The sequence below is a fragment of the Collinsella sp. HCP28S3_G2 genome (assembly GCF_052065125.1).
Lineage (GTDB): Bacteria > Actinomycetota > Coriobacteriia > Coriobacteriales > Coriobacteriaceae > Collinsella.
This window is the reverse complement of sequence record NZ_JBQHUO010000011.1, coordinates 1-22,215: the sequence shown is the minus strand read 5'-3', so window position 1 is coordinate 22,215 and position 22,215 is coordinate 1. Positions and strand designations below refer to the sequence as shown.

Below are 22,215 nucleotides of genomic sequence, written 5' to 3'. Positions count from 1 at the left end.
GGTTTGCTACATGCCAGCAAAACCTGTCTGGCGCAGGGCTTCGTAGAGGACGATGGCGGCGCTGTTGGAGAGGTTGAGTGCGCTGATGCGGTAGTCGTCCGGATTGACGAAGTTGCCGCAGATATCCTGCCGAAGGATGGCCTCATGGCCGTCCTCGGTATGTCCGAGCGATTCCTCGTGGGCTTCCCAGGCCTCGGCGTTGTCGAGTGAGTCACAATCGCGCAGCATGGGGATGCGCTCGCAGCGCTCGGGCGCTGCGGCGAGCAGCCCTTCGGGAATCCCCGAGCTTTCGCTGCCAAAGACCAAATAGTCGCCGTCGCGGTAAGTGCTTTGCGCATAGGTTCGGCGTGCCTTTTTGGTCAGCAGATGCAAGCGGTCGTCGGCGGGGGAAAGGTCATTGCGCGCAAGGAAATCCTCCCAGCTGGCATAGGTCGTCACGTCCAAGTTTTGCCAGTAGCCCAGGCCGGCGCGACGCACCGTTTTGTCGTCGAGCGAAAAGCCCAGTGGCTCCACCAGATGCAGGCGGGCGCCGGTGACCACGCAGGTACGGCCGATATTACCCGTATTGGCCGGAATCTCGGGCGCATACAGCACGATATTGAACATGAATCTCCTTGGCATAGAACGAAAAACCACCACGAAGGGGCAGTCGCCTTCGTGGTGGTTTGATGGTTGCGTGGGCGGAAAACGCCCACTTGGATAACCTAAGCGCGGTGCCAGTCGGTCAGGCAGGCATCGAGGGAGGCGATGAGCGCATCCTTGTCCATGTGACGGCCGATGATGCACAGGCTCGTCATGCGGTCGCCCGTCTCGTCGTCCCAAATCTGCATGATCTCGGGGTTCTCGTCGATGATCTTCTGCTTCTCGCCCTCGGGCGCCGAGTCGACAAACAGGCCGTTCTCCATCAGGCGCATCTGGCGGCCGGCCTGCTCGAACATGTAGCACATGTCCGGATTGCCGGTCTGCCACAGCGGACCCTTGACGCGGATGACCTCGTCGGGCCACTCCTGCTCAACAAAATCAGTGAACTTCTGCAGGTCAAACGGCTTACGGCGCGAGTACACAAAGGTCTCGATGTCGTACTCGAGCACCTCGGGGTCGTCGTGCTCCTCGGGATGCTCCATGGCCTCGATCCAGGCGGCGGAGTTGTAGGCGCGCATAAAGTCGAAGCGATCGGTATCGAGCAGCTCCTCCATGGGGACCTCGCCGTTTTGAGCCTCGATAATCACGGCGTCCTTCTGCAGGCTGCGCACGATGGCCTTGAGCTCAGCGATCTGCTCAGGGCTCACGGTATCGGTCTTGTTGAGGATCAGCGTGGAGCAAAACTCGATCTGCTGGATGAGCAGGCTCTCGATGTCGTCCTCGTCGATATCCTCGGCCAGCAGGTCGCGACCGCCGTTGAACTCGTCGTACATGCGGGCACAGTCGACCACGGCAACGATGTTGTCGAGCGCGAGCTTGGGTTCGCCGCCCACTTTGGCCTCGTCGCAGAAGCTCGAGATGGTGTAGGCGATGGGGATAGGCTCGCAAATACCGGAGGCCTCGATGATGATGTAGTCGAACTTGCCCGAATCGGCAATGCCCTGCAGCTGGTTGGCCAGGTCGTCCGAAAGCGTGCAGCAGATGCAGCCGTTGGTGAGTGGGATGAGGTCGTCGGTCTCGGAAAGACCACCGTCGGCGATAAGGCTGGCGTCGACGTTGATCTCGCCGATATCGTTGACGATCACGGCGGCGCGGATACCGCCGTCGTTGGCGAGGATATGGTTGAGCAGCGTGGTCTTGCCGGCACCGAGGTATCCGGTAAGCATGATGATCTTCACGGGTTTGTTGGGCATGTGCCCTCCTTTGTTAGACATGGCTTACAGTAAAATCATATGCCAAACGCCTGCTCTTATACCCACGCGCCGGCAAATAACACAGGCTACTCCCAGGCTCCCCATACATCGGGGCAATAACCGACGGTGGCCTTTTTGCCGTTGCGCACGATGGGCTCGGCCAGTACCTGCTGATTCTCGAGCAGCTTATCAAAGCGCTGGCTGGGAGTGAGGTGCTGGATAAGTGCGAGTGTCTCCTCGTCCTTGGCTTTGGGGTTGAGCAGCTTGTCGATGCCGCCGACCGCCTGCATCACGCTCGTGAGCTCGCCTTTGCTCATCTCCTTTTCCTTAAGGTCAATAAACTGCACCTTAATGCGGCGCTCCTTAAAATAGCGCTGGGCCTTCTTGGTGTCGAAGGACTTTTTGGTGCCGAAGATTTGCACGTTCATGTATCTGTTCCGCCGTTCTAACGAACGGCGGTCACCTCGACGCTGCAAAGCCATCTGATGGGCAATCTGCCTTTCAATCGTCGGGCGCGGGCAACAGCCCAGCGCCCTCCTCTTTCAGGGCACCTTGCCTCATCAGCTGGCTTTTCGCTGACATTGATAGAACATCGAGGTGACCACCGCTGGACTTATCGAATGAAGTTGGTGCGCTCGCGATCGGCTTCGGGCGCGCTGATGCCGGCGGCCTGTCCTGCTTCGATACATTGCAGGAGCCAGGCCATGTTCTTGCCGATGTTGCGCATGGTGGCAAGGCCCTCGGCATCCCCATCGGCGTCGCCGGGCACGCGACCAAAGACGTTGTTCCAGTACGTGGAGGCGACTACGGGCATCTGGTTGATGGTGAAGTACTTGTTGAGCACATCGAAGGTGGTCGACGTGCCACCGCGACGGGCGACAGCGACCGCGGCGCCGGGTTTGTGCGCAAAGGCGTGCCCGCCCGCATAGAAGGCGCGGTCGAGGGCCGAAAGGATGCGTCCGCTGGGGTGCGCATAGTAGACGGGTGAGCCAAAGACAAAGCCGTCTGCCTGCTCAGCGGCAGCGATGAGCTCGTTCACCACGTCGTCGTCAAAGGTGCAGCGACCCCCAAGCTTGCCACACTGGCCGCAACCGATACAATCACGAATGGGCTTGGCGCCCAGCTGAAACACCTCGGTATCAATGCCTTCGGCATTGAGCTGCTCGGCGACTTCGGCGAGCGCCCGGGCGGTGTTACCGTTTGCCTTGGGACTGCCGTTGACCAAAAGAACCTTCATCACAAACTCCCTCTGCTGTCGGTGACTTCTGCTGAGAATTATCTCACGTTGCGTGCGATGACGTTGGCATGGTGCGGGCGATGTTTATCCCGCAACGTTCTTAAGGGCGTTCATGCCTAAGGCCATCTAGGGGCATTGCGGTACGGCATGGGGAATGCATTGGGAAACGTTCGATAAATGCTTATAAACACGTTTCTGACGGCATACGTTGACAGATATACTTGTTGAGTTCAAAAGCATGGGAACGGAGATGGTTGCATGGCACAGCCGGAGACATCACACACAGTGGGGCTTGCGCTCGAGGGAGGCGGCTACCGCGGTATGTATACGGCGGGCGTGCTCGACGTTTGGATGGAGCACGGTTTGACCTGCGATCATATGGTGGGTGTCTCGGCGGGCGCGGCGTTTGGCTACAACTTTAAATCGCGCCAGATCGGCCGCGCCATTCGCTACAACAAAGCCTATTGTGCCGACAAGCGCTATGCGAGCGTGACCAGCTGGCTGCGAACCGGCGATATGTTCAATGCCGATTTTGCCTATCACGAGGTGCCTATCGAGCGCGATCCCATCGACTTGGAGGCGTATCGCGCCTGCCCCATGCGATTTACGTGCGTGTGTACCGATATCGAGACGGGCAAGGCCGTCTATCACGATCTGCCGTATGGCGACGAGCGCGATATCGAGTGGATTCGGGCATCGTCGGCGATTCCCGTGGCGACCAAGCCCGTCTGGATTGATGGACATCGATATCTGGATGGCGGTGTGGCCGATTCTATTCCCAGCGCATGGCTGTTTGCGCAGGGGTATGACCGTAACATCGTGGTGCTGACGCAGCCGGCGGGCTTTGTGAAACAACCCAATAGCTTGATGCCTATGCTGCGCCGCGTGTTTCGCCGCTATCCAGAGTTTGTCGCGGCGCTTGAGCACCGGCACGAGGTTTATAACGCCACGCTCGATGACCTGACGCGTCGCGAGGCCGGCGACGAGGTTTTTGTGGTGCGTCCGAGCGAATCGGTGAAGGTGCCATCGCTGTGTCGTGAGCCAGAGGAGCTCGAACGTATCTACCAGGTCGGTCGGCGTGATGCGGAGGCCACGTTGCCCGCACTAGAGGTGTATCTGGCAGGGTAGAGCCACGGTCGCTGACTCGGCGGAAAATGCATCTCAGAATGAGCCTTCGAAATGGGGCATAGTTTCCCATGGAGACCGCTCGGGAAAGCGTGCCCCACTTTTCGGCCGTAGTTTGGGACACAGTTTCCCGTTGGGCGGATTTCGGAAAGCATGTCCCAGAATTTGCGCCCAGAACGGGACACAGTTTCCCAGACGGCGGATTCCGGAAAGTGCATCCCGGAATCTACGTCTAGACTGGGACACAGTTTCCCGCTGACTCTCTATATGGAAAACGCATCCCAGAATGGAGGTCCAAACTGGGATGCGCTTTGCGCTATTGAAGATATGAGGCTGCGAATCAGCTGCTCGGCCTATGCCTATGCCTGTTGCCAGGCATCGACAAGCTCCGTGGCTGCGACACGGGGGTCGTCAGCGCTGCAGACGGCGCTCACCACAAAGAAGCCCTCGACGCCGGTGGCCTTGAGCTGCGGCAGATCGTCTTTTTTGACGCCGCCGCCGACCACGATGGGAACGGGGCTTGCCGCATGGAGCGCGGCCAGGTCCTCAAAGCTCTTGGTGATGATGGAGCCATCTGCCGCGCGTCCACAGTCGCGCTTGGTCTCGGTCTCGTGGAGCGGGCCGATGCCCAGGTAGTCGACTAGGCTCATGTCGGCGGTCTTGACGTACTCGAGCATTTCCTCGCAACGGGCCGAAAGGCCCACGATGGCATCGGGGCCCAGAAGCTTGCGGCAGACTTCGACGGGAATATCGCTCTGGCCCACATGCACGCCGTCGACGGCGATACCCTGTTCGCGTGCGGCGAGTACGCAGTCCAGACGGTCGTCGATAAGCAGGGCGACCTTGCCGGTCTTGCCGGCGCGAGCGATAGCCTGCGCGGCATCGCCGGTCAGCGCGATGATCTCGCGGGCACTTGCCACCTTGGAGCGCACCTGGATGCAGGTAAAGCCGGCATCCAGCGCCTGCGCTACCACATCGCCCACGGGACGTCCCAGCGTGTTTTCGGGGCCGAGTACCAGATAGGCCGAGATATCAAGGTTGTCGCGGATGCTCATCGTGCTTCCTCCTGCTTTTTGATCTGCGCTTCCATGCGCTCGAGTTTGCCGGTCATGGTGTCGGTAAAACCGGGTCGAATATCGGCTTTGAGCACGACTTCGGTGCGGATGCCCTTGCTTGCCAACACAAAGGTTGCGTCGCGTACGACCTGCATGACCTCGTCCCAGTCGCCCTCGATCTCGGTGAACATCGAGGTGGTGCGGTTGGGAAGGCCGCTCTCGCGAATGACGCGCACGACCTCGGCGACCTCGGCGGACAGCTCGTCGCCTGTGCCGCACGGGGCGATGGCTACGGCGACGAGCGTGTTCATGTCGGCAGCGGTTGCGGGTTCGGACATGGCTTATGCCTCCTCGAGCTCGAGGTGGTTATTCGCAATATCCTGAGCGGTCGCGCGGTAGAGTTCGTCGATAAAGGCGACCTTAAAGCTTGCCGGGGCATCGGCGACAGAGGCGGCACGCGTGCCGGCAACGTTGTAGACAGCGGTACCGCAGATGGCTGCCGTAAACGGATCGGCGGCGCAAGCGTACACGGCCAGGACGCCGCCCTGCGAGCAGCCACAGCCGGTAATCTTGGACATGAGCGGGCTGCCGCCGTGGGACTTGGCCACGGTCGTGCCGTCGGTAATCAGGTCGACTTCGCCCGAGACCACTACGGCGCCGCCGGTGTAGCGGGCGAGTGCCACGGCAGCGCCGCGGGCGGCGTCGACCGTATCGGTGGTATCGACACCGCGCACGCGGCTCAGGTCAGCCGCCTCGCCTTCAAGACCCCATAGGCCGGCGAGCGCGATGATCTCGGAGGCGTTGCCGCGCACGATGGCGGGCTTGTACTGCTTGAGCTCGTTTACCAGCTGGGTGCGCAGGCTACCGATGCCCAGGCCCACCGGATCGAGCACCCAGGGCTTGCCGGCGTCGTGTGCCGCCTTGGCCGCACGGGGAATCGTCTGCTCGTAGATGGGGAAGAGCGTGCCCATGTTGAGATAGATGGCGCCGCCGCCGGCAACGAGCGCCTCGCCCTCGTCGGGCAGATAGACCATGGCGGCCGAACCGCCTACGGCGAGCTGCGCGTTGGCGACAAAGTCGATCGTCACCGTGTTGGTGATGGAGCCGGCCATCGGGTTGGTGGCGCGAATCTCCTCCACGGCCTTGACCACATTTTGTTTAAGCTGTTTCGAATCAATCACTGCACATGCCTCCTTGGCATAGAAAAGGGGCGCTGTGCATAGACAGCGCCCCTGTAAAGGCGGCATGCTCCCTACGCCAGCATTAACTGACAGGTTCAAAGGATTGGGCCCCATGCCCTCTCAGCCTTGTGGTTTGCACCGCCGGCACTCCCGCATCGAATCTGTTGTTCCCTATACTAGCGCACCTGCCAAAAAGGGACAGGTTTATTTTGGTAGGTGGCAACTGGGGCGTCGCATTTTCCCAGATAAAACCTGCCAAAATAAACCTGTCCCTTATTGGCAGGTCGCTACAATGGATACGGTGAAAATGACTGGGGGACTCTATGATCAAACTTGTGCTGACCGATATGGACGATACGCTGATTCCAGCCGGGCATGACGGCGCCAGCGACTACGCCATCGAGGGCATTCATGCCATGCAGGCGGCGGGCCTGCACTTTGGCCCGGTTTCGGGCCGTCAGCCGTCCGCGATGGGCTGGATGTTTCGTAATCGCTCCGAGTGCTTCTCGACCGGTGCGTTCTGCAACGGCCAGGTCATGTTTGTCGACGGCGAGGTGGTAGCCTCGCATGCGACCGACAATACCGCCCTTATTCGCTTGGCTGACTACTTGGAGCAAGAGACCGATGATACCTATCTGAAGGTCTACAGCCTGGGTGATGACTTTTGGGACAATGACGCCTATTGTGTGACGAGCGACCCCGAGCGCGTGCATCGCGCTATGGAGTCGGGCGGCAACGCGTGGCTCAAAGGCGAAGAGGCCCCGTGCCGTCCCGTTGTCGGTGACGCGCCGGTGTTCAAGGCGAATATCTGGAGTGCCCGTTCGCGTGAAGGGCTCGCGGAGCTACGCGAGCGCGTTGCCGCCGAGGTGCCGGAACTCTCGCTTGTGTTTCCCAACAACCGAGTGCGCCTGTTTGACATTCTTCCGGCTGGTTGGGACAAGGGCTGTGCCACGCTGGAGCTGGCGCGTGCTTTGGGCCTAACGCCCGACGAGGTGGCGGTGTTCGGCGATTCCGATAACGATCTGCCCATGATTAATGCCGTTCCCAACTCCGTTGCAGTCGCCAATGCCAATGAGGCCGTCACGGCTTCCGCGCGTTGGCATATCGGTGCTGCGGCAGACGATGCGGTTGCCGGGGCTCTGCATGAGATTGCCGCCTGCGCCGCGACGGGGGCGATGCCGTCGTTTATGCGCCAGGTGGACGCGACGGGTCATGGCGTCACGAACGTCTAGGGAGAAAGTCATGAAGCTTCAGCAGCTCAGGTATGTCGTTAAAGTTGCCGAATGCGGCAGCATTACCGAGGCCTCGCGCCGGCTCTTTGTGTCGCAGCCTTCGATTACCGCGTCGATTCGCGATCTCGAAAACGAGATGGGTGTGCACATCTTTGAGCGCACCAACAAGGGCGTCATTGTGTCCGAGGAAGGCGAGACATTCTTGGGCTACGCGCGCCAGGTACTCGATCAGGCCGACCTGCTCGAGGGCAAGTACAAGGGCGCATCCGAGCAAGTGCCGCACTTTAGTGTGAGCTGTCAGCATTATTCCTTTGCCGTTAATGCGTTTGTCGACGTGATCCGTGAGTTCGATGCCGCGCGCTACGACTTTACCCTGCGCGAGGAACAGACTCACGAGATCATCGAAGATGTCGCGCACATGAAGAGTGAACTGGGCATTCTGTACTTATCCGAACATAACCGCGAGGTTATCGAGCGCATGCTGGCGGCCAACGAGCTCGTATTCGAAGGACTCTTCTGCGCCACGCCGCACGTCTTTGTATGCGCCGACCATCCACTGGCGGACCACGCCAGCGTGACGCTCGATGACCTCGAGGAGTATCCGTTTTTGTCCTACGAGCAAGGCAGCTACAACTCGTTTTACTATTCCGAGGAACTGACCTCGACGTTTGAGCGCCGCAAGAATATCCGCGTGCGCGACCGTGCGACCTTGTTCAACCTAGCCATGGGCCTCAACGGCTACACGGTGTGTTCGGGCGTGATTAGCCACGAGCTTAATGGCCCCGGTATTATCTCGATTCCGCTCGATGTAGATGAATACATGGAGATTGGCATTATCACGCGCAAGAATACGACGCTCACGCGCTATGGACGGGCTTATGTCGAGGCCATCCGGAGGCATATCTAACCGGTAGCGTTTGATGTTGCTGTCTTGAGCTGTCGAAATGGCTATAGGAAAACTATATGGCAAACATATATAAACGCATATTTTACGATAACCAGGAGTGCGCTCATACTCTTTCTCGCCAAAGCAGTCCATGCAAAAGGAGATTCCTATGAGCAATTCCACCCAGCTCAAAGCGCCGTTTCGCGCCGATATCGTCGGCAGTTTTCTTCGTCCGCAGGCCGTAAAGGACGCCCGCGCTGCCTATGCGGCAGGCGCGCTTGATGCCGAGGGACTTAAGGCAGTCGAGGACGAGGCCATTCGCGATTTGGTGGCAAAGCAAAAGGCCGCCGGTCTGCAGGTCATCACCGACGGCGAGTTCCGCCGCAGCTACTGGCACCTCGATTTTATGTGGGGTCTCAACGGCATCGAGCGCCGCACCTCGCGTACGGGCTATATGTTCCACGATGAGGAGACTACCGCCGACACCGCCGTGGTGACCGGGCCTATTAGCGGCGAGAACCATCCGTTCGTCGAGCACTTCAAGTTTGTCAAGGCGCTTGAGGGCGAGGGCCAGGTTGCGCGGCAAACCATCCCGGCGCCGATCCAGACGTTCTCCGAAGTCACGCTCGACCGCTGCGATGGCCAGCAGGAGAGCCTGCGCGCCGTCTACAAGACCGACGAAGAGCTCGCCGATGCCATCGCCGCAGCATACCGCACCGTGATTGCCGATCTGTATGCCGCGGGTTGCCGCAACATCCAATTTGATGACTGCACCTGGGGCATCTATTGCGATACTGACTTTGTGTCCAAGACCGGCATGAGCCCGGTTGACCTGCAAAAGGTGAGCGAGCTGGGCGTGGCGCTCAACAATGCCGCCATCGCGGGCAAGCCTGACGACTTGGTGATCAATACGCATGTATGCCGTGGCAACTACCACTCTACTTATGCCTTTGAGGGCGGCTATGATCCCATCGCCCCGTACCTGTTTGCGCATGAGGACGTTGACGCGTTCTATCTGGAGTTCGACACTCCGCGCGCCGGTGGTTTTGAGCCGCTCAAGTACGTTGCGCCCGGTAAGAAGGTCGTGTTGGGTCTGGTGACCACCAAGGCAGCCGAGCTCGAGGACGAGGACGCGACCGTCGAGCGTATTCATGAGGCGGCAAAGTACGTGCCGCTTGAGAATCTGTATCTGTCTCCGCAGTGTGGCTTTGCCAGCTGCGAGATTGGCAACAAGCTGACCGAAGGCGAGCAGTGGGCAAAGATCGCGCTGGTCAAGCGTATTGCCGAGCGTGTTTGGAAATAGCGGTACCGTTTGCAAGTGACGGCGCGTGCGAGACATGGCGTATCGCGTACAATGGTTCGGACCGTATCGTTCGGGCAGGTTATCCGCTATGCCCGAGCGCCCTTCCATTCGAAAGGACATCCATGTCCCAGTCCTCGACGCCCGCCGTCACCGATGCCATCTACGACGCTTCGTCGCTCGGCCGCCCGCGCATGTTCCTGCTCGGTCTGCAGCACCTGTTTGCCATGTTTGGTGCCACGGTGCTGGTGCCCGTGCTCACCGGCCTTTCGGTATCGGCAACGCTTTTGTTTGCCGGCTTGGGCACGCTGCTATTCCACTTCCTGTCACGCGGTAAGGTCCCCGCATTTTTGGGCTCATCGTTTGCCTTTATTGCCGGTTATGCCGCAATCGCGCCCAACGGCGAGGCCGAGCTCTTGCCCTACGCTTGCCTGGGCGTTGCTTGCGCCGGTTTGCTCTACCCGGTGCTTGCGGCGCTCTTCCGCTCGTTTGGCGCCAAGCGCGTCATGCGCTTCTTCCCGCCGGTGGTGACTGGCCCCATTGTCATTTCGATCGGTCTGATCCTGGCGAGTTCCGCTATTGCCAACTGCCAGACTAACTGGCTCGTTGCCGTGGTTGCCGTCGCCGTAATCGTCATCTGCAATATTTGGGGTCGCGGCATGGTCAAGATCGTGCCGATTTTACTGGGCGTCGTGGTGAGCTATGCCGTTGCGGCTGCGCTGGGCGAGGTCGATTTCTCCGGCGTCGCAGCCGCTCCCTGGCTTGGCTTGCCTGTCGTGTGGGACAACACGGTGTTTGCACTCTTTGGGCCGCAGTTCGATAGCGGCCTTGCCACGACGGCCATCATCACCATCATGCCGCTGGCCTTTGCAACCATGATCGAGCATATCGGCGATATATCCGCTATTGGCTCCACCTGCGAGCGCAACTACATCGCCGATCCCGGCTTGCATCGCACGCTGCTCGGTGATGGTCTCGCCACGATTCTGGCTTCGCTCTTTGGCGCTCCGGCCAACACCACGTATGGCGAGAACACCGGCGTGCTCGCCCTGACGCGTGTGTTTGACCCGCGCGTGATTCGCATTGCCGCGTGCTGCGCCATCGTGCTTTCGTTCTGCCCCAAGTTCGCTGCCGTGATCGCCGCCATGCCGGCATGCGTTATCGGCGGTGTGTCGCTCGTGCTCTATGGCATGATCAGCGCCGTGGGCGTCCGTAACCTCATCGAGAACCAGGTCGATTTCCAGAACAACCGCAACGTGCTGGTGGCCGCTCTGGTGCTCGTGCTTTCACTCGGCATTGCCTACAGCGCCGCCGGTGCCATCGTGCTGGAGCTGGGCGGCGTGACGATTTCGCTTTCGGGCCTTGCCGTGGGCTCGCTGGTGGGCATCGTGCTCAACGCGATTCTGCCTGGCAACGACTTTGAGTTCGCCGTTTCTGAACTCGAGGAGACGGTCGAGTAGTAGTTGTGTTCAGCTAAATCAAAAAAAATGGCGCCCGTGCGTACGCGTGGGCGCCATTTTTAATGCGTCAGTATCCAGTGTATGCCGCGGGCCATGCGCAGACCGGTTTGGGCAAAGTGGTTACCGGGGTTGAGCTCGAAGGTCGCGGGAATGCCTCGGTCGCCGAGTAGTTTTTCCATTGCGCGTGTGTCGTCGAGTACGTGCCGCATCATGCGGTTGGGCGTCTTGGTCTCCTTTTTGCCGAGTGATAGATAGACGGCGTTGGGCGCGGCTGGCATCGTGTGCCCGTGTGCGTAATCGAGAAATCCGGGAAACCATAGGGACCCCGATGCGCTTGCGGCGCGGTCAAAGGCATCGGTCTGCCAGAGCGACCAAAGCGAAAAGAGGCCGGCCAATGAGTAACCGGCAATGCCGCGCCAGGTAGGCGGGCAGGGAAGTGATGGCTCGACCTCTGGGATTATCCGATTCAGCAGTTCATCGAGAAACTCGGACGCCTGTCCACCAAAGGGCTCGGCATCGCGCACGGTTCCGTCGCATTCCCAAGGGCTCAGCTCGCGATTCCAATTGAGCCCGCCAATGGCGACCAGGGTGAATGGCGGGCAATCAAGCTCAAGACAACGGCTATAGACCTCGGTGCCGTCACCCATGACCGCGGGAAGGTAAATGACGGGCGCGCTTTCGACATGCTTTGAATGAATGGTTATCTGCTTTTGACGCGCTTCCATGACAAGCTTCTCTCTGCATTTCGACATCTACAAATACGATTGTCGCACGTCGGCGTAGGGACCGTCGCTAAAAGAAAGGCGCAGAGCCGCTTGATACGACTCTGCGCCTTGAGGTTTTGCTTTGGCAGCTTTGCCCTTACGCTACAAAGAAGTAGACGAGGAAGGCGAGTGCTGCGATCCACATGAGCGGCTTGATCTTGGAGGCCTCGCCCTTAAAGAGCGCGACAACCACGAAGGCGATAAAGCCCAGACCGATGCCGGCAGAGATGGAGTAGGTGAAGGGCACGCCGGCGACAATCATGAACGCTGGGAAACCCTGCGACACGTCGGACCAGTCGATCTCGGAGGCCTCGCTCATCATGAGGTAGCCGACGTAGACCAGAGCACCGCAGGTGGCGGCGCTGGAAACGATGGTGACGATGGGGGAGAAGAACGCGGCGAGAATGAACAGCACGCCGGTGGTGACGGAGGTGAGGCCGGTGCGGCCACCGTCGGCAGCACCAGAGGTGGACTCGACGAAGGTGGTGATGGAGGAGACGCCCATAAAGCCACCGGCAGCGGCGGCCACGGAGTCGACCACCAGGATGGGACGGATGTCCTCGACATTGCCGTCCTCGGTCAAGAATTCGCCCTGCTTGGCGACGGCCATCGCAGTGCCCATGGTGTCGAAGAAGTCACTCATGAGCAGCGAGAAGGCAACGACGAGCAGCATCGGGTCGGTCAGGACCTTCACGATGGCCATGTTGCCATCAGCAGTGCTGGCAAACGGGGCGCCAAAGGTCGAGAAGTCGAGCGGTGCGATGAGACCCTCGGGCGCATGGGTGACGCCCAGCGGGATACCGGCGATAACGGCGACGATGATGCCGATGAGCAGCGAGCCCGGCACGTTGCGGGAAGCAAGGGCAACCGTCACGACGATGGAGATGATGCCGACGATAAAGGTGGGGGAGGCGATGTCGCCCAGGCCGACGAGCGTACCGGCGCCAGCGGTGATGATGCCGGCGTCGCACAGGCCGATCATGGCGATAAACAGGCCCAGACCCACCGAGATGGCATGGCGCAGGACCACGGGGATGGCGTCCATGATGGCCTCGCGCAGGCCGCAAAGGACGAGCAGCAAGATGATGATACCTTCGAGGAAGATAACACTCATGGCAACGTGCCAGTCACCACCGCACATGGTGGCGGTGATGCCCGCAATCATGGCGTTGATGCCCAGGCCCGACGCACAGGCGAGCGGGCGGTTGGCGAAGATGCCCATGCAGATGGTCATGATGCCGGCGCCCAGACAGGTGGCGCAGGCGAGCGCTCCCGCATCGATGCCAGCGCCCGAGAGCACCGCAGGGTTGACGGCGATGATGTAGGCCATCGCCAGGAATGTTGTCAGTCCAGCGCGAAGTTCGGTCCCGATTGTGGACTTGCGCTCGCTGACGTGAAAAAGTTCGTCCATGCATACCCTTTCCTTGTTCGGCCCCGAGTTTGGGCCGATTGACACGAACTTACCTACTATATCGCCTTTGGAAGGTCGATGTGTCTCGCATGTTGAAGTTCGGCGCTTTGTAACAGGCGGACGGTATTTTTCGCATGAAAATGTGTAGGTACCGTATACTTAAACAGTTACATTAAACTCTTTGGAGGAACGTATGATTAAAGAGCTCTGCCGCGACGAGGCTATCCTGTCCCAGCGTTGCGAGGTTGCGACTGTCGAGGACGAGTCGGTCGCACAGGACCTGATCGATACCATCAAGTCGCTCGAGGACGCCGGCTGCCTTGCCGCCAACCAGATTGGCGTCACCAAGAAGGTCTGCGTCTATCTGGACGACGCCGGCGAGCCCCACGTGCTCTACAACCCCCGTCTGGTGTTTGGCCTGGGCGCCAGCAAGATGGAGGAGAGCTGCCTGACGCACGACGAAATCACCAAGTCCACGCGCTATATCAAGTGCAAGGTTGCCTTTGACCAGATCGTCGACGGCAAGATGAAGGAGTGCCGCCGCGACTACACGGGCTTTGAGGCACAAATGATCCAGCATATGATCGATCACTGTCTTGGAAAGTTGGTCTAAGGGGACCAAAGCCCGCACCTTGCCGCTCAATCGTCGCTCGCGTACCTTAAGTACGCTTCGCTCTTCTTTCGTGGCAATCTGCGGTACTTTGACCCCTTAGACGACCTGCGAGGTTGACTTGGTTGAGTTTATCTTGCTTGTGTGGTCCGGGCGTGACGATATTGTCATGTCCGGGCTTTTGTGTTTAGCGCCTATTTGTTTGGTAACAATGAGCTTAGCAAGGACGAATGGCTAGGAGGCGCCATGTGCACGAGCATTCGATTTACCGATAATTCCGGCAACATGTATCTGGGTCGCAACCTCGACTGGAGCTTTAGCTACGGCCAACAGGTTCGCGTGATGCCCCGCGGGTTCCATATCCCGTATTCGTTTATCGACGATGCGTCGGCGGCACACGCGGTAATCGGCATGTGCATCGATTACAAGAACTATCCTATGTTTTTCGACTGTGGTAACGATGCGGGTCTGGCTGTGGCAGGGCTCAACTTTCCCGGTTATGCCGAGTATGCCGAGGACCCGGTTGATGGCAAGACCAATATCGCGGCCTATGAGTTTCCCCTGTGGGTGGCAGCGACGTTCTCGACGGTCGACGAGGTCGAGGCTGCGCTGCGCGACACGGTGATTGTTGCCAAATCTGCCGGAGAGGGGCTGGGTGTGTCGCTGCTCCATTGGATTATCGGCGACAGCCGACGCAGCATCGTGGTCGAGATGATGGCTGACGGTTTGCATGTATACGACGATCCGGTCGACACCCTTGCCAATCAACCGACCTTCCCGTGGCACATGGAAAACCTGCGCACCTATATCACCGCCACAAGCGATTTTCCTCAGACGGCGACATGGCGTGGCGCCGAGCTCAAGCCCTATGGCGCGGGTGCCGGCATGCGCGGTATTCCGGGTGACTGCTATTCGCCGAGCCGTTTTGTAAAGGCGGCATACCTCAATGCCAATTACCCGCAAAAAGACAGCGAGGCCGAGAACGTCATTCGCATGTTCCGCTCGCTCGAGGGGGTGGCGATGATCGAGGGTGCGTCCAAGATGGGTGACGGCAAGTTCGAGAAGACTATCTACACCGGATGCTTTAGCGCGCGCACGGGCAATTACTATTACTCAACGTATGAGGATCCGTCGATTCGCTACGTGAGCCTGATGGATGCTGAGGGCGCGAGCCCCGATAGGCTCGTGGTTCCCGAGCCGTGTCGTTGGTTGCCGGCGGTTTTTATTCCAAGGAAATCGGGGGGGGGGCGGGGGCCGCTGTCGTCGACGCGCGACGTCGTTAGAAGTTGGCGTCGTTGAGTTGTTCGCTCTCGAGGCCGTCGAGCTGTTGCTGTTCGGGCGTATCGGCGACGCTCCTGAGCAGCTCGGTGGGGTCGACGTTCATGTCCCTACCGGCTTCGTTGCCGTTGACAAGGTCGTTCGAGAAGATATCGACATCCATTTCTTCGGCTTCCTTGATCTGAACCTCGAGCTGGAGTTATTGGCGAGCAGCGCCGCGCCGCCGATCATGGCAGGTAGGATCGGCCACGGCGCCACTTTGCGCATCAGGCTAAACAGGGCGAAGATGCCGCTCTCGTTGTGGTTGTCGGCCTTCATGGCGATTACCACGTACTTGACCGTGCTGGTCTTGGAGGTTTGCCTCCAGTTTGGCGTGCGCCACGTGGACTCCCTTGGACATCCGGTTATCTGTCTTGGACAGATAACTTTTATGCCGTCTTTATACATACAAGAGCTGTTTGGCACATCGGGTAATTTTAGACAATAATCCCCATCTGGGGATTATTTATGTACGCAGGTAGCATTTCAAAAAAGGGGCGCATCCGCTGTATGGCTTTGCTGCAATGTAATAACCGCGGACGCGCTCCTGCTTTGAAACTGAAGAGGGAACTTTTAGACGCGTGCTGCCTGAGCGATACCGGTCTTGGCGCCTGAGCGTTTACCGGCGAGTTCGCAAAAGATCGCGCCGCCGATGATAAGCACGGCGCCCATCAGGCGGACCGGTGTTACGACTTCGCCCAAAAGGGCGGACGAGAACACGACGGCCGAAAGCGGCTCGAGGTAGCCGACGACAGCGACGGTCTGCACGGGCAGTTTGGCGACGGCGCTAAAGTAGAGCAGGCAACCGATGCCGGTGTTGACGACGCCGAGCATAGCGACGGCGCGCCAATCGATGGTTGCGGCGATGCTGGCGGACAGGAATGAGGGGGTGCCTTGGGTGACGAGTGTAAGGACCAGCGCGGTCACAAAGGCGGCGCTCACCTGGAGCGCGGAGTTCTCGAGGCCTTCGATGTGCGGCGCGCCCTTGCTGGCGATGACCATCAATGCATAACAGAAGGCCGAGGCGATTCCGCAGACGATGCCCGCAATGGGCATGTTGCCGCCTAGACCTTGCGCTGCAATGAGAAAAGCGCCGCAGGAGACTGCGATAAACCCGGCGATTTTGCCACCGGTTAGTTTTTCGCCAAAGATAAACGGCGAGAGGGCCATGACGATGATGGGGCCGCAGTAGTACAGCAGCGAAGAAACGCCGACGCCGATCGTCTGATAAGCACGGAACAGAAAAATCCAGCTGGCGCCTAGCGCGGCTCCCGAGAGGAGGAGGGCTGCGGCTTCGCGGGGGCGAGAAGGCGCCTGCAGCTTATGGCGTTGGGTAATGGCGAGGATGGTGACAAGCGAAAGGGCTCCCAGAAAAGTGCGTAGCAGCACGATATCGGAGCTCGGGAGTGCGATGGCCGCAGCGATGATGCCGTTGGAGCCAAACAACAACAATGCTGCTAAATACGTAATCAATCCGTTGTTCATGCGCTGCCGTCTCCTCTATATCCGTGCATGTTCACTATGGTTGAACTTGCTTTAGAAGAAAAGCGAATATAATGCATGGAAAACATGACAAAAACTCATGCAAAGGTGGAGGTATGTCGTGGAAACGAATATTCAAAAGATGCAGGTGCTGCTGGAGACCGTGCGCGCTGGAAGCTTTACGCGTGCTGCCGAGCGCCTGAGCTACTCGCAATCGGGCGTGAGCCGCATGGTGGCCGATCTTGAGGCCGATTGGGGCTTTAAGGTACTCGACCGCAGTCGTGAAGGTGTTGCTCTTTCTGCCGACGGGCGGCAGGTCATGCCGGCTGTCGAGGCGCTCTGCGAGGAATTCGTTCGCTTGCAGCGACGGGTGGATGAGATGCGCGGGCTCATGCGCGGCAAAATCTGCATCGGTACGTTTTCGAGCGTGGCGACCCACGTGCTGCCGCCGGTGATTGCGCGTTTTCGTGCTGATCATCCAGACGTCGATTACGAGTTGCTGATGGGTGACTATTCTGAGATTGAACAATGGGTGGCAGAGGGTCGCTGCGATCTGGGCTTTATCCCTCGTGAGCCCCGAGAAAACGGCATGACATCGCTGCCTTTGGTGCGTGACGAGTTAATGGCGGTAGTGCCGTCAGGCTCGTTGTTTGCAACGGCGGAGGTCGTCTCTCTTGCCGACTTGGCCAACGAGCAGTTTATTCTGCTAGAACGCGGCACCGATGACGAGATTACGCCGCTGTTTCGTCGGGCGGGACTGGCAGTGCACTCAAAACTGTCGACCTGGGATGACTATGCGATTATGGCTATGGTCGAGGACGGCCTGGGTGTGAGCATTCTTCCCGCGCTCATCATGCGCCGCTGTCAGTTCGATGTTGCCGTGCGTCCGCTCGAAGGGCATCCCCATCGGCAGATCAACGCCATATATCGAACGGCCGATGTTTCGCTTGCCGCCGCCCGTTTTCTCGAATACCTCTAAATGGGCGCACGTCGTTACCGCCTTGGGGTAAATCTTGAGGTTTAGGTCATGTTATTTTTGAAATTGAACTTTTAGAAAAAGCACGGCGCTATACTGCTTGCTAAATTGAACCTTGGTTCAATTCGTGTTCTGTAAATTGAACTTTGCCAGCAAGGAGGTTCCTGTGACCCAAGAGACGTTTAGCGATCGCCTGCGACAGGCTATGTCCGATCGCGACGTTCGCCAGTCGGACGTAATTCGCGCATCGGAGATGCTCGGCAAAAAACTCGGCAAGAGTCAGATGAGCCAATATGTGAGCGGCAAGACGATTCCGCGGCGCGATGTGGCAGAGCTGCTCGCCCGCATTTTGGAGGTCGATGTTACCTGGCTGCTCGCCGGTGACGCCGATCAAGGCGAGACATCATCGACCCACAACGTTTCCAAGCCCGAACCCTATCCCTCAGCTCAAATTGCAAGGAGCACCACCATGCGTACTTTTTCTAAATCCACCAAACTCGAGAACGTTCTGTATGACGTGCGCGGCCCCGTTGTCGACGAGGCAGCCCGTATGGAGGACGAAGGCGAGTGCATCCTCAAGCTCAACATCGGTAATCCGGCGCCCTTTGGTTTCCGCACGCCCGATGAAGTCATTAAGGACATGCGCCAGCAGCTGCCCGACTGCGAAGGCTATTCCAACTCGCGCGGTCTGTTCTCTGCGCGCAAGGCGATCATGCAGTATTCGCAGATCAAGGGCCTGCCCAATGTTCAGATGGAACATATCTACACGGGCAACGGCGTGTCCGAGCTCATTCAGCTTTCGATGAACGCGCTGCTCGACAATGGCGACGAGATTCTGATTCCCAGCCCCGATTATCCGCTGTGGACGGCGTGCGCAACTCTTGCCGGTGGACATCCCGTGCACTATCTGTGTGATGAGCAGGCCGATTGGTATCCCGATCTGCAGGATATGGAGTCCAAGGTCACGAGCGCGACCAAGGCCCTCGTCATCATCAACCCCAACAACCCCACGGGCTCGGTCTATCCGCGCGAGGTGCTCGAGGGCATCGTTGAGATCGCGCGCAGGCACCAGCTCATGATTTTTGCCGACGAGATCTATGACCGCCTGTGCATGGACGGCTACGAGCACGTCTCCATTGCATCGCTCGCCCCCGACCTGCCCTGCATTACGTTTAGCGGCCTGTCCAAGTCGCATATGATCGCGGGCTATCGCATTGGCTGGATGGTGCTTTCGGGCAACCAGCGCTGCATGAGCGACTTCATCATGGGCATCAACATGCTCTCCAACATGCGCCTGTGCTCCAACGTGCCGGCCCAGTCGATCGTCCAGACGGCGCTTGGCGGCCATCAGTCGGTTAACGACTACATCCGCCCCGGCGGTCGTGTCTACGAGCAGCGCAACTTTGTGTATGAGGCGCTCAGCAAGATCGACGGCATCTCGGTGGTCAAGCCGCGTGCGGCGTTTTATATCTTCCCCAAGATGGATGTTAAAAAGTTCAACATCACCGATGACGAGCAGTTTGCCCTCGACCTGCTGCACGAGAAGAAGATCCTCATCACGCGTGGCGGCGGCTTCAACTGGGCTGAGCCCGATCACTTCCGCATCGTGTACCTGCCGCGCATGGAAGTGCTCAAAGAGTCGCTCGAAGACCTCGCCGATTTCTTTGATCACTACCGCCAGTCCTAATTGGTTCCGCCGTTCTACCGAACGGCGGACCGCTTGACGCTACGCGAGCCGCATTCACGCCAATCTGACGTTCAATTTCGAGGGCGCGACCAGAAGGTCAGCGCCCTCTCATTTCACGTCACCTTGGCGCAAATGCGGCTCGCTCGCTGTCGTGTGCTCAGCCTGCGTCGTTACCATGATCCAAAGGGGACGGAGGAAAACAGATCATTTTCCTTGACTCGCGGAACTATATAACGACGCCGTTACAGTGGTCGATTTCGTGCTGGATGATCTCGGCGGTGTAGCCCGAGAAGTTTTTGATGCGGTGGACGAAGTTCTCGTCCAAATACTCCACCTTAATGCGACGATAGCGGGTACAGGGACGCTCGCCGATCAGCGAGAGGCATCCTTCGCTGGTCTGATAGGCATTGACCTGCTCAAGAATTTGAGGGTTGTACATCAGGAGCGTCCTGTTGCCGTCCTTTACGCAGATGATGCGTTTGCGCACGCCGATCATGTTGGCGGCGAGCCCCACGCACTCGTGCTCATGCTCGTGGAGCGTATCCAGGAGGTCCTGCCCGATCACGGCATCGTCGGGCCCTGCGTCTTCGGAAGGCAGGCGCAAAAAGAACTCGGATTTCATGATGGGCTTAATCATGGCGGGCTCCTTAAGGTGGACACGTTTGGTTCAGGCCATGATACCGCGACATGTCGCATTAATGTGTGCACATAGATTCTGCAGCTAGATTGGATGGCGACACCATAAACTAATGGACGTTTTGCCGAGAGGCATGAATGTTTAAAGCGCAAAGAGTGCGCGACGGGCCCCGCGAATGGGGCGATGATGCCCGAGAGGGCCAAGAAGGAGTCTCATGTCCGAGAACGAAGAGATCATGAACGAGACCGAGAACGAGACCATGGCTGCCGAGGTCGAGGCAGTCGAGACCGTGGAGACCGAAGCTACCGAGGTTGAGGCTGCTGACGAGGTTTCCGCCGAGGAGGAGGCCGAGGTTGTCGAGGCCGCCGTTGATTACGATGACGAAGAGCTGATGGACAAGATGCAGAAGGCCGCCCGCCTGCTGCGTAGCCGTCGCTTTGCTATTTCCAAGGAGGAGGAGGCTAAGGCCGAGCGTATGGCGAACATCGAGCGCGCCATCAAGCTCCTTGACCTCAAGCCCAAGATGGAGCAGAAGGAAATGTCCGATCTGCTGGGCATGCGTCTTCGTGAGCTCGATGGCCTGATGGCCGAGGCCGAGGCTGCCGATCTGGTCGGCCGCATCGACAACGCCGAGGGCGATATGCGCAAGATCGTCGTCTTCGCTGCCGAGGATGCCGCTGAGGGCCTGGTCGAGCTTGCCAACAAGAAGGAGAAGCTCCTGCCCGAGCTTTCTTACGAGGAGGCCACCGAGCTGATGGCCGCGCTCGATAAGGTTATCGCTCCGCTCGTCGCCATGGGTCTGGACGAGGATCGCGGTCCTCGCGGCGGCCGTGACGACCGCGGTGGCCGTGGCGGCGACCGTGGCGGTCGCGGCGGCTTTGGCGACCGCGGTGGCCGTGGCGGCGACCGTGGTGGTCGCGGTGGCCGTGGCGGCTTTGGTGACCGTGGCGGCGATCGTGGCGGTCGCGGCGGCTTTGGCGGCAACCGTGGTGGCTATGGCGACCGCGGTGGCAACCGTGGCGGCTTCGGCGGCAACCGTGGCGGCGACCGCAGCGGTCGAGGCGGCGACCGTGGCGGCCGCAACGGCGGTGGCTTCCGCGGCAACCGTTTTTAGTTACGGCATTTTACCAAACGCCGTAACGGGCCGACGCTGCAAGCCCGCCAGAGCGGCAATCTGCCTTTCAACTTCGGCGGCATGACCAAAAGGTCAATGCCGCCTTGTTTCAAGGCACCTTGCTCGCTCTGGCGGGCTTTCGCTCATATGACCCAATCCGCTGTCAAGAGCCACAATGGCCCCGCCGACCGCTTGCAATCGGTCGGCGGGGCCTGCCGTTGAACCCGTCCCGGTCCGCCCCCGGCATGTCGTCGACGCCTTCGGCTCAGTCTCATATCCGCGGATACCGTTCTGTCGGCCCGCACTCCATTCCTTCGGCGGGGTTCCCCAACTCTGTCGAGGCGCATGCGGAGGGCTCCGCGCGCACAGCGAAATAGGGGGTATCCCCGAAGGCCGCCCGGCTCGCCGGGACGGGGGGCTATGTCTATTCCGCGCCCTCCCGGCACATCATGCCGAGGGCCCAGAGCCACCTCACGAGCTCGGCCGCGGTGGCCGTGTTGGCCTTCGCCGCGGGCATGCCGCGGGCGAGCATCTCCTCGCGCCGCCGCAGGAGCCGCTCGGACCCCTTCCTCCCGTGCATCCTTATCTCGAGGGGCACGCCCGTGTCCCTCGGCATGAGCTTCGGCTGGTGCCGTGCCGCGGCGTAGCACCATGAGCCCTCAACGGCCAGCTTCCTCACGAGCGCGTTGCCCGCACCGCTGATGCCTCCGAGCCGCACGGAGTTGTTAGCGCTAATCTAAAATTGACCACTTTCGCAAACGCATCTCGCCGAATGCGCTAACGCGCTTTCGCCGACCCCGCTAACGTACTTTCACCAACTGCGCTAACGGAACTATGCTCCGATCGGGTATCCGACCCGGGAGGAGCGGGATATGGAGCGAAACGTAATGGGAGAGCTGAACGTCT

At 59.4% G+C, this 22,215-nt stretch carries 23 protein-coding genes, 1 pseudogene and 1 riboswitch; of the genes and pseudogenes, 11 read left to right on the top strand and 13 right to left on the bottom strand.

Annotation, left to right across the window (positions count from 1 at the left end):
• Nucleotides 1-6 precede the first annotated feature (6 nt).
• The 4 genes from ACTNB2_RS07120 to ACTNB2_RS07105 form a co-directional block, all read right to left on the bottom strand.
• Nucleotides 7-606 (bottom strand): tRNA (cytidine(34)-2'-O)-methyltransferase, encoded by a 600-nt coding sequence (locus ACTNB2_RS07120; RefSeq protein WP_427719338.1) that lies wholly within the window; start codon nt 604-606, stop codon nt 7-9.
• Nucleotides 607-704: 98 nt separating this feature from the next.
• Nucleotides 705-1,835, bottom strand: a complete 1,131-nt coding sequence (locus ACTNB2_RS07115) for a GTP-binding protein (RefSeq protein ID WP_441041830.1) — start codon at nt 1,833-1,835, stop codon at nt 705-707.
• A gap of 86 nt (nt 1,836-1,921) precedes the next feature.
• Nucleotides 1,922-2,263 (bottom strand): arsenate reductase family protein, encoded by a 342-nt coding sequence (locus ACTNB2_RS07110; RefSeq protein WP_055252194.1) that lies wholly within the window; start codon nt 2,261-2,263, stop codon nt 1,922-1,924.
• A 185-nt stretch (nt 2,264-2,448) separates the two neighbouring features.
• Nucleotides 2,449-3,072 carry a flavodoxin family protein gene (locus ACTNB2_RS07105; RefSeq protein ID WP_427728306.1) on the bottom strand — a complete coding sequence of 208 codons (624 nt, stop codon included), beginning with the start codon at nt 3,070-3,072 and terminating at the stop codon, nt 2,449-2,451.
• 258 nt (nt 3,073-3,330) lie between these two features.
• On the opposite strand from ACTNB2_RS07105, the gene ACTNB2_RS07100 reads away from it, so the two are divergent.
• A complete protein-coding gene (locus tag ACTNB2_RS07100; protein ID WP_427719865.1) occupies nt 3,331-4,200 on the top strand; it encodes a patatin-like phospholipase family protein in 870 nt (289 codons plus the stop codon).
• A 356-nt stretch (nt 4,201-4,556) separates the two neighbouring features.
• Here ACTNB2_RS07100 and ACTNB2_RS07095 read toward each other — a convergent pair whose 3' ends face one another.
• Genes ACTNB2_RS07095 through thiM form a run of 3 tightly spaced genes read right to left on the bottom strand, consistent with a single transcriptional unit; the run spans nt 4,557 to nt 6,433 of the window.
• Nucleotides 4,557-5,252, bottom strand: a complete 696-nt coding sequence (locus ACTNB2_RS07095) for a thiamine phosphate synthase (protein WP_441041833.1) — start codon at nt 5,250-5,252, stop codon at nt 4,557-4,559.
• Nucleotides 5,249-5,590, bottom strand: coding sequence for a thiamine-binding protein (locus tag ACTNB2_RS07090; protein WP_427719764.1), 342 nt, complete (start codon nt 5,588-5,590; stop codon nt 5,249-5,251). The genes ACTNB2_RS07095 and ACTNB2_RS07090 overlap by 4 nt, the downstream gene beginning before the upstream one ends.
• 3 nt (nt 5,591-5,593) lie before the next feature.
• Complete coding sequence (thiM, locus tag ACTNB2_RS07085) at nt 5,594-6,433, bottom strand: hydroxyethylthiazole kinase (protein WP_441041834.1); 840 nt, start codon at nt 6,431-6,433, stop codon at nt 5,594-5,596.
• 51 nt (nt 6,434-6,484) lie between these two features.
• A riboswitch (TPP riboswitch) is annotated at nt 6,485-6,595 on the bottom strand.
• A 161-nt stretch (nt 6,596-6,756) separates the two neighbouring features.
• On the opposite strand from thiM, the gene ACTNB2_RS07080 reads away from it, so the two are divergent.
• The 4 genes from ACTNB2_RS07080 (at nt 6,757) to ACTNB2_RS07065 (ending at nt 11,311) form a co-directional block, all read left to right on the top strand.
• Nucleotides 6,757-7,665: an HAD-IIB family hydrolase gene (locus ACTNB2_RS07080; protein ID WP_441041835.1), complete on the top strand. Its 909-nt coding sequence runs from the start codon at nt 6,757-6,759 to the stop codon at nt 7,663-7,665.
• A gap of 10 nt (nt 7,666-7,675) precedes the next feature.
• On the top strand, nt 7,676-8,572 hold the full coding sequence (locus ACTNB2_RS07075) for a LysR family transcriptional regulator (RefSeq protein WP_441041836.1): 897 nt from the start codon (nt 7,676-7,678) through the stop codon (nt 8,570-8,572).
• A 148-nt stretch (nt 8,573-8,720) separates the two neighbouring features.
• On the top strand, nt 8,721-9,854 hold the full coding sequence (locus ACTNB2_RS07070) for a 5-methyltetrahydropteroyltriglutamate--homocysteine S-methyltransferase (RefSeq protein WP_441017185.1): 1,134 nt from the start codon (nt 8,721-8,723) through the stop codon (nt 9,852-9,854).
• A gap of 122 nt (nt 9,855-9,976) precedes the next feature.
• A complete protein-coding gene (locus tag ACTNB2_RS07065; RefSeq protein ID WP_427747882.1) occupies nt 9,977-11,311 on the top strand; it encodes a uracil-xanthine permease family protein in 1,335 nt (444 codons plus the stop codon).
• A 59-nt stretch (nt 11,312-11,370) separates the two neighbouring features.
• On the opposite strand, the gene ACTNB2_RS07060 is transcribed toward ACTNB2_RS07065, so the two are convergent.
• Both ACTNB2_RS07060 and ACTNB2_RS07055 read right to left on the bottom strand, forming a co-directional pair.
• On the bottom strand, nt 11,371-12,036 hold the full coding sequence (locus tag ACTNB2_RS07060; RefSeq protein WP_427719770.1) for an alpha/beta hydrolase: 666 nt from the start codon (nt 12,034-12,036) through the stop codon (nt 11,371-11,373).
• A 136-nt stretch (nt 12,037-12,172) separates the two neighbouring features.
• Nucleotides 12,173-13,486 (bottom strand): NCS2 family permease, encoded by a 1,314-nt coding sequence (locus ACTNB2_RS07055; protein WP_441041839.1) that lies wholly within the window; start codon nt 13,484-13,486, stop codon nt 12,173-12,175.
• Between the two features lie 193 nt (nt 13,487-13,679).
• Here ACTNB2_RS07055 and ACTNB2_RS07050 point away from each other — a divergent pair, with 193 nt between their 5' ends.
• A complete protein-coding gene (locus ACTNB2_RS07050) occupies nt 13,680-14,099 on the top strand; it encodes a peptide deformylase (protein WP_154517060.1) in 420 nt (139 codons plus the stop codon).
• A gap of 243 nt (nt 14,100-14,342) precedes the next feature.
• On the top strand, nt 14,343-15,395 hold the full coding sequence (gene bsh, locus ACTNB2_RS07045; protein WP_441045736.1) for a choloylglycine hydrolase: 1,053 nt from the start codon (nt 14,343-14,345) through the stop codon (nt 15,393-15,395).
• Here the strand turns inward: bsh and ACTNB2_RS07040 are convergent.
• From ACTNB2_RS07040 to ACTNB2_RS07030, 3 genes and pseudogenes are all read right to left on the bottom strand, one after another.
• Entirely contained in the window at nt 15,376-15,537 is a 162-nt protein-coding gene (locus tag ACTNB2_RS07040; protein WP_441041849.1) for a hypothetical protein, read from the bottom strand. The two genes, bsh and ACTNB2_RS07040, sit on opposite strands and share 20 nt — an antisense overlap.
• A gap of 38 nt (nt 15,538-15,575) precedes the next feature.
• Nucleotides 15,576-15,719: pseudogene (locus tag ACTNB2_RS07035) on the bottom strand (KUP/HAK/KT family potassium transporter); the annotation flags it as partial.
• 267 nt (nt 15,720-15,986) lie between these two features.
• The gene (locus tag ACTNB2_RS07030; RefSeq protein WP_441041840.1) at nt 15,987-16,898 is read right to left on the bottom strand and encodes a DMT family transporter; all 912 of its coding nucleotides are present in this window, start codon (nt 16,896-16,898) and stop codon (nt 15,987-15,989) included.
• A gap of 118 nt (nt 16,899-17,016) precedes the next feature.
• Between ACTNB2_RS07030 and ACTNB2_RS07025 the strand changes: the two genes are divergently transcribed.
• Nucleotides 17,017-17,874, top strand: coding sequence for a LysR family transcriptional regulator (locus ACTNB2_RS07025; RefSeq protein ID WP_370450624.1), 858 nt, complete (start codon nt 17,017-17,019; stop codon nt 17,872-17,874).
• 202 nt (nt 17,875-18,076) lie between these two features.
• On the top strand, nt 18,077-19,558 hold the full coding sequence (locus ACTNB2_RS07020; protein ID WP_427719776.1) for an aminotransferase class I/II-fold pyridoxal phosphate-dependent enzyme: 1,482 nt from the start codon (nt 18,077-18,079) through the stop codon (nt 19,556-19,558).
• Nucleotides 19,559-19,784: 226 nt separating this feature from the next.
• Here the strand turns inward: ACTNB2_RS07020 and ACTNB2_RS07015 are convergent, their stop codons facing one another.
• The gene (locus ACTNB2_RS07015) at nt 19,785-20,195 is read right to left on the bottom strand and encodes a peptide deformylase (protein WP_154517072.1); all 411 of its coding nucleotides are present in this window, start codon (nt 20,193-20,195) and stop codon (nt 19,785-19,787) included.
• A gap of 214 nt (nt 20,196-20,409) precedes the next feature.
• On the opposite strand from ACTNB2_RS07015, the gene ACTNB2_RS07010 reads away from it, so the two are divergent.
• Together ACTNB2_RS07010 and ACTNB2_RS07005 are read left to right on the top strand one after the other, a co-directional pair.
• The gene (locus tag ACTNB2_RS07010; protein WP_154517075.1) at nt 20,410-21,309 is read left to right on the top strand and encodes a hypothetical protein; all 900 of its coding nucleotides are present in this window, start codon (nt 20,410-20,412) and stop codon (nt 21,307-21,309) included.
• Nucleotides 21,310-21,758: 449 nt separating this feature from the next.
• A complete protein-coding gene (locus tag ACTNB2_RS07005) occupies nt 21,759-21,956 on the top strand; it encodes a hypothetical protein (protein WP_441041842.1) in 198 nt (65 codons plus the stop codon).
• Nucleotides 21,957-22,215 lie beyond the last annotated feature (259 nt).

What these genes read in the sequence shown, in the direction of transcription:
- ACTNB2_RS07120 (WP_427719338.1), bottom strand. Translation starts at nt 606, where the DNA reads ATGTTCAATATCGTGCTGTATGCGCCCGAGATTCCGGCCAATACGGGT.
- ACTNB2_RS07115 (WP_441041830.1), bottom strand. Translation starts at nt 1,835, where the DNA reads ATGCCCAACAAACCCGTGAAGATCATCATGCTTACCGGATACCTCGGT.
- ACTNB2_RS07110 (WP_055252194.1), bottom strand. Translation starts at nt 2,263, where the DNA reads ATGAACGTGCAAATCTTCGGCACCAAAAAGTCCTTCGACACCAAGAAG.
- ACTNB2_RS07105 (WP_427728306.1), bottom strand. Translation starts at nt 3,072, where the DNA reads ATGAAGGTTCTTTTGGTCAACGGCAGTCCCAAGGCAAACGGTAACACC.
- ACTNB2_RS07100 (WP_427719865.1), top strand. Translation starts at nt 3,331, where the DNA reads ATGGCACAGCCGGAGACATCACACACAGTGGGGCTTGCGCTCGAGGGA.
- ACTNB2_RS07095 (WP_441041833.1), bottom strand. Translation starts at nt 5,252, where the DNA reads ATGAGCATCCGCGACAACCTTGATATCTCGGCCTATCTGGTACTCGGC.
- ACTNB2_RS07090 (WP_427719764.1), bottom strand. Translation starts at nt 5,590, where the DNA reads ATGTCCGAACCCGCAACCGCTGCCGACATGAACACGCTCGTCGCCGTA.
- ACTNB2_RS07080 (WP_441041835.1), top strand. Translation starts at nt 6,757, where the DNA reads ATGATCAAACTTGTGCTGACCGATATGGACGATACGCTGATTCCAGCC.
- ACTNB2_RS07075 (WP_441041836.1), top strand. Translation starts at nt 7,676, where the DNA reads ATGAAGCTTCAGCAGCTCAGGTATGTCGTTAAAGTTGCCGAATGCGGC.
- ACTNB2_RS07070 (WP_441017185.1), top strand. Translation starts at nt 8,721, where the DNA reads ATGAGCAATTCCACCCAGCTCAAAGCGCCGTTTCGCGCCGATATCGTC.
- ACTNB2_RS07065 (WP_427747882.1), top strand. Translation starts at nt 9,977, where the DNA reads ATGTCCCAGTCCTCGACGCCCGCCGTCACCGATGCCATCTACGACGCT.
- ACTNB2_RS07060 (WP_427719770.1), bottom strand. Translation starts at nt 12,036, where the DNA reads ATGGAAGCGCGTCAAAAGCAGATAACCATTCATTCAAAGCATGTCGAA.
- ACTNB2_RS07055 (WP_441041839.1), bottom strand. Translation starts at nt 13,486, where the DNA reads ATGGACGAACTTTTTCACGTCAGCGAGCGCAAGTCCACAATCGGGACC.
- ACTNB2_RS07050 (WP_154517060.1), top strand. Translation starts at nt 13,680, where the DNA reads ATGATTAAAGAGCTCTGCCGCGACGAGGCTATCCTGTCCCAGCGTTGC.
- bsh (WP_441045736.1), top strand. Translation starts at nt 14,343, where the DNA reads ATGTGCACGAGCATTCGATTTACCGATAATTCCGGCAACATGTATCTG.
- ACTNB2_RS07040 (WP_441041849.1), bottom strand. Translation starts at nt 15,537, where the DNA reads ATGGATGTCGATATCTTCTCGAACGACCTTGTCAACGGCAACGAAGCC.
- ACTNB2_RS07030 (WP_441041840.1), bottom strand. Translation starts at nt 16,898, where the DNA reads ATGAACAACGGATTGATTACGTATTTAGCAGCATTGTTGTTGTTTGGC.
- ACTNB2_RS07020 (WP_427719776.1), top strand. Translation starts at nt 18,077, where the DNA reads ATGTCCGATCGCGACGTTCGCCAGTCGGACGTAATTCGCGCATCGGAG.
- ACTNB2_RS07015 (WP_154517072.1), bottom strand. Translation starts at nt 20,195, where the DNA reads ATGATTAAGCCCATCATGAAATCCGAGTTCTTTTTGCGCCTGCCTTCC.
- ACTNB2_RS07010 (WP_154517075.1), top strand. Translation starts at nt 20,410, where the DNA reads ATGTCCGAGAACGAAGAGATCATGAACGAGACCGAGAACGAGACCATG.
- ACTNB2_RS07005 (WP_441041842.1), top strand. Translation starts at nt 21,759, where the DNA reads ATGCCGAGGGCCCAGAGCCACCTCACGAGCTCGGCCGCGGTGGCCGTG.